This is a genomic window from Pseudoalteromonas sp. TAB23 (assembly GCF_000498075.1).
Taxonomy (GTDB): domain Bacteria; phylum Pseudomonadota; class Gammaproteobacteria; order Enterobacterales; family Alteromonadaceae; genus Pseudoalteromonas; species Pseudoalteromonas arctica.
On sequence record NZ_AUTP01000357.1, the window covers coordinates 1 to 13266 of the forward strand.

Annotated in this window: 8 protein-coding genes; 5 read left to right on the forward strand and 3 right to left on the reverse strand. The window is 36.0% G+C overall.

Annotation, left to right across the window (positions count from 1 at the left end):
* Window positions 1-272 (reverse strand): PEP/pyruvate-binding domain-containing protein (locus L654_RS01000000126785; RefSeq protein ID WP_033028007.1); only part of this gene is annotated, 272 nt, incomplete at its 3' end.
* A 157-nt stretch (window positions 273-429) separates the two neighbouring features.
* On the opposite strand from L654_RS01000000126785, the gene L654_RS0124000 reads away from it, so the two are divergent.
* Complete coding sequence (locus L654_RS0124000) at window positions 430-1239, forward strand: pyruvate, water dikinase regulatory protein (protein WP_024609271.1); 810 nt, start codon at window positions 430-432, stop codon at window positions 1237-1239.
* A gap of 63 nt (window positions 1240-1302) precedes the next feature.
* Here the strand turns inward: L654_RS0124000 and L654_RS0124005 are convergent, their stop codons facing one another.
* Window positions 1303-2652, reverse strand: a complete 1350-nt coding sequence (locus L654_RS0124005) for a 3-deoxy-7-phosphoheptulonate synthase class II (RefSeq protein ID WP_008167282.1) — start codon at window positions 2650-2652, stop codon at window positions 1303-1305.
* A 994-nt stretch (window positions 2653-3646) separates the two neighbouring features.
* On the opposite strand from L654_RS0124005, the gene L654_RS0124010 reads away from it, so the two are divergent.
* Window positions 3647-4522, forward strand: coding sequence for a DNA replication terminus site-binding protein (locus L654_RS0124010; RefSeq protein ID WP_024609272.1), 876 nt, complete (start codon window positions 3647-3649; stop codon window positions 4520-4522).
* 69 nt (window positions 4523-4591) lie between these two features.
* Here the strand turns inward: L654_RS0124010 and L654_RS0124015 are convergent, their stop codons facing one another.
* Window positions 4592-5806, reverse strand: a complete 1215-nt coding sequence (locus tag L654_RS0124015) for a hypothetical protein (RefSeq protein ID WP_024591590.1) — start codon at window positions 5804-5806, stop codon at window positions 4592-4594.
* A 773-nt stretch (window positions 5807-6579) separates the two neighbouring features.
* Between L654_RS0124015 and L654_RS0124020 the strand changes: the two genes are divergently transcribed.
* The 3 genes from L654_RS0124020 to L654_RS0124030 all read left to right on the forward strand — a co-directional run bounded on the left by L654_RS0124020 (window position 6580) and on the right by L654_RS0124030 (window position 12369).
* The gene (locus tag L654_RS0124020) at window positions 6580-7818 is read left to right on the forward strand and encodes an AAA family ATPase (RefSeq protein WP_007583176.1); all 1239 of its coding nucleotides are present in this window, start codon (window positions 6580-6582) and stop codon (window positions 7816-7818) included.
* Window positions 7819-7833: 15 nt separating this feature from the next.
* Window positions 7834-8796, forward strand: a complete 963-nt coding sequence (locus tag L654_RS0124025) for a transcriptional regulator (RefSeq protein WP_024609273.1) — start codon at window positions 7834-7836, stop codon at window positions 8794-8796.
* A gap of 426 nt (window positions 8797-9222) precedes the next feature.
* Window positions 9223-12369 (forward strand): DEAD/DEAH box helicase, encoded by a 3147-nt coding sequence (locus L654_RS0124030; protein WP_024609274.1) that lies wholly within the window; start codon window positions 9223-9225, stop codon window positions 12367-12369.
* Window positions 12370-13266: the final 897 nt, after the last annotated feature.

Below are 13266 nucleotides of genomic sequence, written 5' to 3' on the forward strand. Positions count from 1 at the left end.
ATTATCCATTGGCGGATATCGGCACCGACTTTAGCGAGTGTATTTACATCATCAACATCGAGTGTATCTAGAATGTTGTGAATTTTTGCTGTGAGTCCTGATTGATCTAAAAACTCATTAAAAGCATCTGCGGTAGTTGCGAAACCACCCGGTACTTGTACACCAGCGTTTGCTAGGTTTGAAATCATTTCGCCAAGTGAAGCGTTTTTACCGCCAACTCGAGGAACATCTTGCATACCAAGCTCTTGATACCAGAGAACGTATTCTTGCACGGATCTTTCTCCAAAAAAAACAAATTGTAGGTCTAACTGTGAGAGTTAAGAAAGAAAACCTTTTATAAAGGTCATCATCATTCTACACTGGCAATAGTCCTCACGTAAACCGTGAGAAACCCATTTTAGGGATTTAAACGCAATAAAAAGGTTAATTATGAGAACTGCTTTTTATATATCAGATGGAACCGCTATTACTTCAGAGGTGTTTGGGCATGCGACTTTGTCGTTGTTTCCTATCGATTTTAATCATAAAACAATTCCATTTGTAGAAACTGAAGAAAAAGCGCACGAAATTAAAGCATTAATTAATGCAACCGCTGCAAAAACAGGCGAAAAGCCATTTGTTTTTTTTACTTTTGTTAATCACAATTTAAGTGAAATTATAAAATCGGCTGATGCAGTCACGTATGACTTTTTAACTACATATAGCGAAAAAATTGAAAAAGAACTCAATGTAGCCCCAGTTCCTAAAATCCATCGTACGCATTCTATCCACGAAAAAAGTTATGACTTTAGAATTGATGCCGTTAATTATGCTCTTATGAATGATGATGGCGGAAATATTAAAAACTTTTCTGAAGCAGACATCATTTTAATTGGCGTTAGTAGAAGTGGTAAAACACCCACAAGCTTATACTTAGCACTGCAGTACGGCATTAAAGCGGCTAACTACCCTATTACAGAAGAAGATTTAGACAATGAAGGTTTGCCTAAGTGTTTAGTCCCTTATAAACATAAGCTATTTGGACTTACGATTGACCCCGAGAGACTTGCGGCTATTAGGCATCGACGTATGGCGAACTCTAAGTATGCTTCAATTAAACAGTGTCGTATTGAGGTTCGCGAAGTGGAAATGTTGTATAAGCGTCATAAAATTGCTTACTTTAATTCTACGCATCATTCTGTTGAAGAAATATCTGCAAAAATATTGATAGAAACAGACTTGGAGCGACGTAAGTACTAACTTACTAATAAAATTAAAAACAAAAAAACCGCAACTAAGCGGTTTTTTTAGTATCAATAAATATTATTTACGTGCGTCTTTTAGTAAATCAGCTACTAAAAAGCCTAACTCTAATACTTGGTCGGCATTAAGGCGTGGATCACACTGCGTTTTGTAACGCTGTGCTAGGTCATCGTCAGATAAACCGTAAGCACCGCCAGTACACTCTGTAACGTGCTGGCCTGTCATTTCTAGGTGAACACCACCTGCGTATGAACCTTCAGCTTTGTGTACAGCGAAGAACTGACTGATCTCGCGCATAATATTGTCGAAGTTACGTGTTTTGTAACCTGATGTCGCTTTTTCAGTGTTACCGTGCATTGGATCTGAGCTCCAAATTACTTTACGGCCTTCTTGTTGAACTCTTCTTACTAGTGCTGGAAGTTTTTCAGGAAGTATATCTGCACCCATACGCGTAATTAGCGTTAAACGACCAGGAATGTTATCTGGGTTTAATGCATCAATTAAACGAATTAGGTCATCTGGGTCCATACCTGGGCCAACTTTAACACCAATTGGGTTTTTAATGCCTTTGAAAAACTCAATATGTGCATGGTCTAGTTGACGAGTACGTTCACCAATCCAAACAAAGTGAGCAGAACAATCGTACCAATCACCAGATAAGTGGTCGCGACGAGTAAGCGCCTCTTCGTAACCAAGTAGTAACGCTTCGTGAGAAGTGTATAAATCGGTTTCTTTTAAGCTTGGCGCAATTGTAGAGTTAATTCCGCACACTTCCATAAACTCTAGTGCGTCTTGAATTTTATCAGCAAGTTGTTGGTATTTTTCTTTAAGTGGATTTGCAGCAACAAAGCCCATGTTCCAACGGTTTACCTGGTGAAGATCGGCAAGGCCACCTTGTGCAAAAGCACGTAATAAGTTTAACGTAGCGGCACTATGATGGTATGCAGTCATTAAGCGTTGTGGATCGGGTATACGTGCTTCTTCTGTAAACTCGATATTATTAATAATGTCGCCACGGTAAGATGGTAAAGACACGCCATTAATTGTTTCTAAGTCTGCTGAACGAGGTTTAGCGTATTGACCAGCCATGCGCGCTATTTTAACTACAGGGCATTTACCGCCGTAAGTTAATACAACAGCCATCTGTAAGATTGTTTTGAATGTATCGCGAATGTTAGCGGCATTAAAATCGCTAAATGATTCTGCACAGTCACCACCTTGAAGTAAAAAAGCACGCCCTTCGCACACATCTTCAAGTTGTTTGAATAGGCTTCTTGTTTCTTCAGCAAAAACTAAAGGTGGTGCCGTTTTTAATTGACTTTCTACTGATTTAAGTATTTCTTGATCCGGGTACTGTGGCTGCTGCAGTATTGGCAGCTCTCTCCAGCTATTTGGGTTCCACGATTGCATAATTTTTCCTCATTCCTACATTACCTGATAAGAAGAAATTAACGTATGCAGGCCCCTATGTTCAAGGACTAAATTCACTATTTTCCAATTATTTAGTTATGAGTTAAGTATAATAGTAATCTTACTTAACCTAGGTGGTTATATAACATACACTTTAGTTTTATTTCGAAGAAACTAAAGTGTTTAAATACATGAGTTTAGAGCTAACTATTTACAATTTTAACGCATTGAGAATAAATAGTACATAAGGGTATATTATACGTAATTTAGATAGGAACACATCATACTTAAATAGCTGCTTCTGTAATCTTAACTTTACGCGGATAATTAATTAATAGCTATCAAGTGCTATGTGCAGACCTTAATGTATGATATGAGCGTTTGTGGTAATCATTTATCTGCGCTTTAAATCCTAGACGCATAGTCTTGTATAGCACTCGTATGCAGGACTATATTCACAAGTGCCACAACTTAAAGGTGTGGTAGGCCATTAAGTTTTCTCTTCAAAGTGATAGTGCTAATTTACAATTCATCATGATTAAAGCCGCTACTGCTTGAAGTATCCTTAAAGAGGAACTGATATCAAAAAGCATTTGTAGTCATTGTAACCTTTAGCCTGATCACCGTACTGCCAACACGGTGTAATATGAGTCAGTAATTATAAATACTAGGACTGTTAGATAAATATATGAAAATTATATAACTCCGCTTAACTCATTTTTCTAAACTTAGTTTTATCACCTACTACGTAGATAATCTAGTACTTGGCGTATTAGCCTTTTTATATACGACAAAGTAAATACTCCAATCTCATATGAATTAGTAAGGAGTTTCAATCTTTCTTCATTTATATACCCCCACTACAAAGAACACATCATACTTAATTCAAATATAATATTACTATAAGCCCCGAGTACTATTTGTTATTTATTTAGACAAAGCAAAGTGCATGTAATAATATAAGACTAGTAAGATGTGTTCTTTGAGGTGTGTAATGGTAACTAAGGTACAAATTAGAAGTCAGTTTGATTTAATGAACGAATTAACTTTAAGTTTGATTGAAGAACTAAAAGAGTGTGAATTCTCCAAAGCGGAATATTATCAATTACCAGATGTAAGTAGTCTCGATGAGAGTAAAGTTCCAGAATCTATACTTGTTTCTAAAATCACTGGAGTACCGGCTCAAAAAGCAATCCTAAACTCTTTTTCAGACATGTATAAAAAATCAGGATTAAGCAGTCGTGTTTTAAAAAGGCACCCTGGTTTGCTCGTTATTAAAAATGCAGATAAACACGCTTTAAATAATCGTATAGCTCAAGTAAATAAAGCTAAAGCTACGTTTAAAGAATGTATTTTAGCTATTGATAGCAACGATGCTCGATTTGAGGCAGTTCACAATGCTATACCAAATTTAATAACGCTTGCTGCATATCGTAAAATTCATAGTGAAAGCGAATCGCCATTTTCGGTTAGGTTTACTTGGATGCACAAACACGCAACTAAAACGCTGACTAAAAAAATGGCTCTCGAAATGCTCGACAAATCGGCCAGTTATCGAAATCCAAGAATGATAGATCAACAAAAATGGCAATCACTTGTAGCTCAAGAGCAATTACGGGTTGCTAGTTTAGGCGAAAAGGAAAAACTTAGAATTCGCCGCCCTACTCGAGTGAGTCCACAGGTAAATGTGAGATATACGGCGCAAAATCGCTATCATGTGAGTGCTGCATTACCCTTTATTCTGATTAATCCAGAACCAGACGTAAAATTAGGTATATTACCTGATTATCAAAAACCCGAAACTCACCCTCGTAAGCGCGAGTATGATTTTTTGGTTGATAGGTTATATTTAGAACAGGTTGAGCGGTAGTCATTATGTTAAAAAGGCCACATAGTGTGGCCTTTTTAGTTATCCGTACAGTATTTAAAATAACGGTTATTATTTTTCTACTATTTCTTCAATTTTATCTTCATCAATCAGTACGGCATTTTCAACAATGCGTTTACCGCCTTGGATTTCAATGCGTTTATTGTGTTTGTTCAATGTAAGTATTTCATCGCAAAACTGATCAGACGGGTGCATTTCGTATGTGTAATCGATAATGTTACCGGTTTTGTCATCTTTAACATTTGTAATGCTGTATTCTGATATTGCACCTTTTTCAATCAAATCTTTCATTGTGGTGGTCATATCACGACGAAGTGCTTTTAATTTATTTTCGGTAATATCATCAGTTGAATAAATAGATCCGTATTTTTCCATAATTGAAAGTAATCTAAAATGGTACGTTTTACCTGGTGCTGCATAACGCCAAAGGTGATACAAACGAAGCATCATCCAACGCGATAATCCACGTTTTAATTCTTGAGCGCTATTAAAGTAATACCCTTTGTATTCAAGGTTATCAATCATGTTATGAACAAATGCATTTAAACAGGCAACACATTTTACATTGCCACCCTGACCTTTTTTGCCACTAAAATGCAGTGACGATAAAAAGTTCATGTTTGACTCGTAAAACGAATCATCTATATCAGAATTTTTAGTATCTGTTGCCGAATATTTAAATGAAAGTTTAGAACCTTGCAATGCTTCAAGTGACTCTTTTATTGCAGGATATGGCATTGACTGCCCTACCGCTTTGAGTTCTTGTGCTAATTCGTTCATAGAAAAAACAACCGCGTATTGAATACCGGATTTAAAATTAATTTTAACTATTTTGCCTTTAGAAGCTAAACGAATAAGTGCTCGCTCTACTTTTTCTTCTCTATCTGATGGCCAAACAAGGTATTCAACATCTTCGCCATCTTTGCGTGTACTTACAACAGCTGGCGTTATTTTTATTTCGCCATCGTACAAAATACCATCTACTTTTTCAGATATTTTACGCGTAATAATTGTTTTTTTAGGCGCTTCTTCAAGTGGCAATTTTTTATAGCCCGAGCGAACAAAGCGTCCCCACAAATCATAGTGATTAAACGTGTTTGAATATGCACGTAATCCATGTGCTGCGTTTTCAATAGAAATTCGCACGTCTTTGTTGTCTGTAAATAGTGCTAAACTTTCGTTATCTATTGCACTTTCCACCCCGTGGATTTGGCCCCTAAGTGTATCGGGCAAGTTATCTACCGAGATGTTGACCTTTCGGCTCATTGTTCTTATTTCCATTTTTATTGCGACAGCTAATAACAACACATTAAGCAACAAAAGTTAAATGTTTAAGTTAGTATAAAAGTGATCTGACTTTAAATAAAACGTTTGGATCACTATTATACTAAGTGATGTACATTACTTACGATTTCAGATCATATTTATACTAACTGGACTATCACAAATCTAATTTTTACTAACTCAGCTGTTATTTTGTCCATTACAATGGCTTAATTTTAAAATTAAGCACGACAAATACACCAAAAAATATATTCCCCTGTGGATAAAGCCTTACCGAGTTAGAATAGATCTGATCTGTACCAAGTACAGATCAGATCTATACTAATTAAAAGCGTATTTTTATGTTGCGACTAGTGCATAACTTTATAATTTACTTAGTAAAAAACTGATCCGCAGGGCTCTTTTTGTTCATAACTTCATGCGTAACCTGTGCATAACTCTATATTTAAAATAGACCTTAGTAAAAAGCTGATCCGCAGGTAGATAAAGATCTGATCTTAACCAAGTATAAACCTGATCTGCTTTTTTGAACATTATTCACATAAATCATAATGTTATGTGCTGATTTTACACCCTTAACCTTTATTACCTTATATATTTAACCACCTTTAAACTTCTTTATTTATACTAAGCAATATTAAAGGTGTAAAAATATTTTTAGATGTCTTGTTTTTAAAATGCATGTCGTCTTAAATAGTTGTTTACAGCTATTTGAATGGACATTATACTAACTGCCTAACTTTGAGGAAGAAAGTATGTCTATCAACAATAACGCATTAAGTACCTATCGGCTTTTGAAAGCCACAGCTGAAGTTGCTGAAAAATCATTAGAAGGACGTATTCAGCACTACCGTGCTCATCTTAAATCAGAAGAAAAAGAATTAAGAACGTATACACAAAAAGCAGCTGCTGATTTATTAGGTTGTAATAATCGTACTTTAAAAAGACGTCATGATAATGGCGACTTCGATGATTTAAACATAAAACGCGGTGCTAACGGTCACTATGCTTACACATTAGTAAATATTTTTGCTATGGCCGATATTATGGACATTAAACCAGATCATCGTACTGGTGATGACAAACTGCAAGTTATTGTAATTAATTCTCTCAAAGGCGGCTGCGGTAAAACTACCAGTATGGTTAATATAGCAGCAGCGCTTGCAACTACAAATATTAAACGTTATCGCATTGGTATTATAGATTTAGACCCACAAGGCTCTTCTTCAAGCTTTTTTCCTTCAAGTGAGCACGACCCGATTACTGTTGGTGATTTAATGCGTGATTGCATAGATTTAGACGAGGGTGAAACATGGCCTGAATTTGTGTCTAACTCATTTTTACCAACGCATATCCCAAATATTCGTGTATTACCATCGGGTATGGATGACTTTTACTTTGAGCACGAAACGGCAACCTTACTCAAAGATACCTCAAATTATGAGCAAACTCGCCATTACCACAAGTTACTTGAGAAAGTAATTGATCCCGTTAAAGACGAGTTTGATATTATCTTAATTGACACAGCACCTACCCTTAACTTTATGTTTTATAATGCATTAATGGCATCTACTGCGATGCTTATTCCTGTTCATCCGGAAGCTGTAGATTTTGATGCTAATAACAAATATTTAAAACGACTAGGTGAGATTTACCATACAGTTGCAGCACTTGGCCATGAGGGCTGGGATTTTATGCAATTTTTAGTGACCAACTATGTGAAAGGTAATCACTCACAGCGCGATATCGTTAAAGATGTTCGTAGTGCATTTGGTCGCCAAGTAATGAGCTACCCAATCAATCACAGCTCCGCGATTACCGCTAGTTCATCTTCTTTTAACACTATTTTTGATCAAAAAGCATCAGACAGCTTAGCAAGTCGTGAGTCATTAATGCGCGCTCAAGAAAATATTAAAGATGTGGTTGATGAGCTAGAAATGCTTATTCGTTCAAATTGGCAGTCAACTCAATCAACACTCAATACCCCTAAGTAAGGATGTTAAATAAAAATGGCTAAAAAACGTAAAAATGACACCCGCTTAGATCCATTTGCAACTGCCGTAGGCAGCAGTAGTCTTGATGCATTACTAGAACAAGCGAATGCTGGCGATGTAATTAGAATGCCTGCACCGAGCGACCCTGCTCGTCAAATTACGCTTGTTTGTAAAGTGATCGCACATCCTGATATTGAATCTACCACTGGTGTATATGGCAAAAATCGTCGTGTACAGGCACTTCTAAACGAAAAGTCAGTATCAGACATTCTTCCTGCAATTCGTGAGGATGGCCGAAATCAACATCCTGCCCTACTTTGGGATCAAGGTGACAAAAGTTTAGTTCTGGCAGGTTCACGTCGTCGTATGGCCTGTATTTTAGGTAACGCAGATTATTTAGTACTTAGTTCAAGCGATTTTACTGATCAAGATGCAAAAATTTTAGCGGTATCTTCAGATCAATACATTGCTCCTAGTTTATGGGAGCTTGGCCAAGCTTACCAACAAACTAAAAATGAGCTTATTGAGCAAGGTAAAAAAGGATCTTACAGAGAGATTGCCGCGATAGAAGGTGTATCGCATACTGCAATTGCAGATGCAATTAAAGCTTATGAGCAAATTCCTGCTGATGTTATTGCGCTTTACCCTACTGCTAATCACGTAGGTCGCGAAGTCGCTAAAAAGCTTGTTAGCGCAAAGGAGCGAGACGAAGAGGCGTTTAATCAACTTGTTAGTGCCCTTGCTAGTGATGAAGAGTTAAATGCGATTACAAGCGATGACAAGCGTGCAATGGCGATCACTAAATGCTTAACTGCTGAGCCACAAATAGCTGTTAAGCGTGAAGCTGTACTAGAAAATAACTTTATATCGGTACAACGCAATTTAAAAAGCGGTGATGTCTCTATCAAAATTGATAATAAAGTGATGACAGACAAGCGCTTAGAGCAATTAATTAAATTATTAAGTGCCTTTAATTAGTTAGTTAAATAATGATCTGTCAGGCATATTTACTTAGTTAAATAGTGATCTGGCAGATTGTTTTGTTAGTAAAAATCTGATCTTTACTAGCCTATTTCCTCTTTAAATAATCATATTCCTTCTTCAAGATCACTTTTTTACTAACTAATCTCCTCTTTTTAGCTACATTCCTCCATTTATTATTATTGTTAGTAAAATCGTGATCTGTAATGCCTACTTTTATGTTTCTAACTATATGTAACTTCTACCATTGCAGTTGTTTTAAATATTATTTTGTAAAATTGGATGCTTATTTTTGCTTACAAACCGATTTTTTACTAAGTTATCAGCTCCAACCAGTTTATATCTTGTTAATAGTGCTTTAGCTCAGAGCACATAAGGCATATACTGGCAGAATTATTTTTAAAATTTAATGCTTAGAGTGACATGTCTGCTAACTTATCAAAAAATGATTTAATGGCTATTTTTGAAGAAATTAAAAATGAGCAGGCTACCCAGTTTCCTCTGTCTGAACGCTTTATTAAAAAACTTTTCCGTGAAAATGTTTTAGATAAAGGAAAAGAATATTACAAGAAAGGTCAAATCACTTGGCTAGAACACACCCCTAATTTTTCTGTAGTCGACTCTACTGTACAAGTGGATAATGGATCATCGTTTAACCAACGTATTGAGATCAGTAAAGTACCAACTGGTTATTCTGTTGATACGCATTGTACGTGTAATGCAAAAACTAAATGCCGACACTTAGCTGCTATTTTATTTAAGCTCAAAATAGAGCACTCTGGTGAATATGGCGAAGATTACTTTATTAATGACTGGTTTAGCGAATTAAGTGCACTTAAAAGTGGTGATCAAAACACGCCATCGCAAGTATTATTATTTGTATTAGATATTGAAAATAACAAAGTATTCTTAACACCTAAAATAGCGAATGTTGAGACTAAAAAGAATTACACGTTAGGTCGAAACCTGACCGAGCAGCAGTTAAATAGTTTTGTAACGCCGAGTGACTTACTCGAAAGTGATTTTAGATTATTTAGTTGGATACGCTCACAAAATGCAGTGGGAAGTATTGAGCTAAAAGGCCAGTGGGGTTTTAGTGCCTTACAACAGTTGATAGCTACAGAACGCCTGTTTTTCCAGCGTTCTCGAGTACCAATTAAAGCGCAATCTGGCCAAGCATTAAGTTTTAGTTGGGAGCAAGATAAAGATCTCTCACAATTAGTTATTAAGCTTGAGCAAACACAAAACTGGGCCTTATTAAAAACAACACCACCTACTTACCTCGATTTAGATCATTTAAAAGCGGGCCGTCTTCGCACCCCATTGAGTGCAGACGAAATAGCACATTTACAAACTATGCCTGCTTTGCATGACGCTAACTTTGATAGAATATATAAGCAGCTTGCCGATAACTTTGGTGCAGGTGTAATACCCCACCCTACTAATTTACAGCCAACATTGCCTAAAATCTCTAGTAATGCTGTTTTAAAAGTAACTATGGGCGATCAAGGTTTATCTCTTTCGTTGTTATTTAAGTATAAAAATAAAAACTATTTAGCAGGTGCAGCACCTGCAAGTACGATTAATAGTGCATTTGAAAATACTGTAACTAACGAACTAATTAACTTAGGATTTGAATTTTGTAAAGGGGGTTTACAAAGTGAACTGGTATTTACAAAGCAGTCTTTAATCCATTTGCATTGGCTAATATACGAAGTATTCCCTGGCTTTAAGCAACGTGGTTGGCAAGTAAGTGTAAGTAAAGTAACGAGTCCTAATCCGCAGTGTGAAGTTAGTTTACATGTACACCGCGCAGCAGGGCATCAAATGCACTGCAAAGTATTGCTATGTGATGCTAAGGCATCGCTGTTGTTTACTAATACTGACCCGCTATATCAGTCATTAAATCGCCAAAGTGAACTATTTTACTACTATCCGCTTGGTCGTGAGTTTGGGGTTATTAATAAGTCAGCAATTAACTTATTAAATGAATTTAAAGAGCGTTTTGAATTTGTAAAAACACGAGACGAATTTAATATTCCGCTTTCGTATTTGCCTGAATTAGTAAAGCACACTGCTATAAACGTAGAGCTTCACGACGACTCATTAGAGCTATACTTACAAGAGCTAAATAGTCCCGATAAAGCAATTACTAAGGTTTCATTACATGGCTTAAATGACTCAGTAACACTTCGTGAGTACCAACAGCAAGGTGTTGACTGGCTTAGCTTTTTAAAACGTCACCAATTAGGTGGTATTTTAGCTGATGACATGGGCCTGGGTAAAACCTTGCAAGTTATTGCATTTTTAGCTAGTACGTTTAACCGCCCGCAGGCAGGCCCTACACTAATAGTGTGTCCAACTAGTTTGGTGAGTAACTGGAAAAACGAAATTATTAAGTTTGCTAAAAGCTTAAAAGTCACCACTATTTTTGGTTCAAACCGTAACGATCCTTTACAGCACTTAGCGCAAGCGCAGTGTATACTTACTACATATCCACTTTTAAAGCGTGATATTGCATATTATTCGCCATTATATTTTGAAAATATAATCCTCGACGAAGCACAATACATTAAAAACGATACCGCACAGGTTTCGCGATTAGTTAAACGCTTAAATGCCGACTTTAAACTTTGTTTAAGTGGTACTCCAATCGAGAATAATTTACTTGAGCTTAAATCGTTACTCGATTTTGCTATGCCATCGTTACTTGGGTCTCAAGCCCACTTTAAGCAGCACTTTCAAACGCCTATTGAGCGTGAAGCTGATATGGAGAGAGCTGAGCAGTTAAAAGCGTTAATTATGCCCTTTATAATGCGCCGCACTAAAGCACAAGTAGCGCAAGAGCTGCCTGAAAAAACAGAGCTAACTAAAGAGTTTGAGTTTGAGCCTAAGCAAAAAGAAATGTATCAAGGTATTACACGTTCATTAGAAGAGAAGCTAATAGACTTATTTGCCGAACAAGGCGCACAAAAAAGTAAACTTGCATTTTTAGAGGCACTTTTAAAGTTAAGGCAAATTTGTTGCCACCCTAAATTAATAGATCCAGACACTCAAGCAGGCTCCGCTAAGCTTGAATGGTTAACAACACACTTACCGCTTATGTTAAGTCTCGGTCGTAAAATTATTATATTTAGTCAGTTCACATCGGCGCTCGATTTAATAGCCCAACGCCTTGAAGAAATAAACATTAACTTTAGTATGCTTACGGGGCAAACGCGCCACCGAGATAAAGTAATCGACGAGTTTACCAGTGGTAAAACATCTGTGTTTTTAATTAGCTTAAAAGCCGGCGGTACAGGCCTTAACCTTACACAAGCCGATACAGTTATTCACTTTGATCCATGGTGGAACCCTGCTGTAGAAAAACAAGCGACTGATAGAGCTTACCGTATTGGCCAAACTAACCCTGTATTTGTGTATAAGCTCATAATGAATAATTCAATAGAGCAAAAAGTATTTAAAATGCAACAAGATAAACAAGCCCTTGTAGATGCGTTATTTACCGATAAATCAATGAGCTTTACAAAATTTGATGAACAACAAATGTTATCGCTAATTAAAAACTAAATTGATTTAAAAAGTTTTGATCTTTTTATGAACTTAATTAAAAAGCGGACGTCTACTATTATGCTTGTTGGTTAATTGCAGTTAGCACAAGCATCATGTTGATTCCCCATTTAGTTACTAATTTTAGTAATGATTAAGCCAGCCCATTTTGAGTTGGCTTTTTTTATGCCTAAAATTTAGCGTTCGGCACTTATTTTAAAAGTTTTTACTTTTTTATGAACTTAATTTAAAAAATGGCGTCTACTATTATGCTTGTTGATTAATTGCAGTTGATACAAGTTTTCATGTTGATTCCCCCATTTAGTTACTAATTTTAGTAATGATTGAGCCAGCCCATTTTGAGTTGGCTTTTTTTATGCCCAAAATTTAGCGTGCAGCACTTATTTTAAAAGTTTTTATTTTTTTATGAACTTAATTCAAAAAGTGGCGTCTATTATTATGCTTGTTGATTAATTGCAGTTAATACAAGTTTTCATGTTGATTCCCCCCATTTAGTTACTAATTTTAGTAATGATTGAGCCAGCCCATTTTGAGTTGGCTTTTTTTATGCCTAAATTTAGCATTCAATTTTTATTTTAAAAGTTTTGATCTTTTTATGAACTTAATTCAAAGAGCGGCGTCTACTATTATGCTTGTTGATTAATTGCAGTTAATACAGGTTTTATGTTGATTTCCCCCTATTTGATTACTAATTTTAGTAATGATTAAGCCAGTTCATTTTGAACTGGCTTTTTTTATGCCCATAATTTGATTTGTTTAAATCAACCCGAATAAAAATAAATGATTTTTCGTAAATTAATTTGAATTAATTATTTTGTTTTCCGGTCTACTCTAATGCCTGTTGTTATATAGCCTCACCCAGTAATATTAGTTATTTTGGTGATTATGTATTTAAGT

Coding starts and splice junctions, on each gene's coding strand:
- L654_RS0124020 (WP_007583176.1), top strand. CDS start 6,580: ATGTCTATCAACAATAACGCATTAAGTACCTATCGGCTTTTGAAAGCC.
- L654_RS0124025 (WP_024609273.1), top strand. CDS start 7,834: ATGGCTAAAAAACGTAAAAATGACACCCGCTTAGATCCATTTGCAACT.
- L654_RS0124000 (WP_024609271.1), top strand. CDS start 430: ATGAGAACTGCTTTTTATATATCAGATGGAACCGCTATTACTTCAGAG.
- L654_RS0124005 (WP_008167282.1), bottom strand. CDS start 2,652: ATGCAATCGTGGAACCCAAATAGCTGGAGAGAGCTGCCAATACTGCAG.
- L654_RS0124010 (WP_024609272.1), top strand. CDS start 3,647: ATGGTAACTAAGGTACAAATTAGAAGTCAGTTTGATTTAATGAACGAA.
- L654_RS0124030 (WP_024609274.1), top strand. CDS start 9,223: ATGTCTGCTAACTTATCAAAAAATGATTTAATGGCTATTTTTGAAGAA.
- L654_RS0124015 (WP_024591590.1), bottom strand. CDS start 5,806: ATGAGCCGAAAGGTCAACATCTCGGTAGATAACTTGCCCGATACACTT.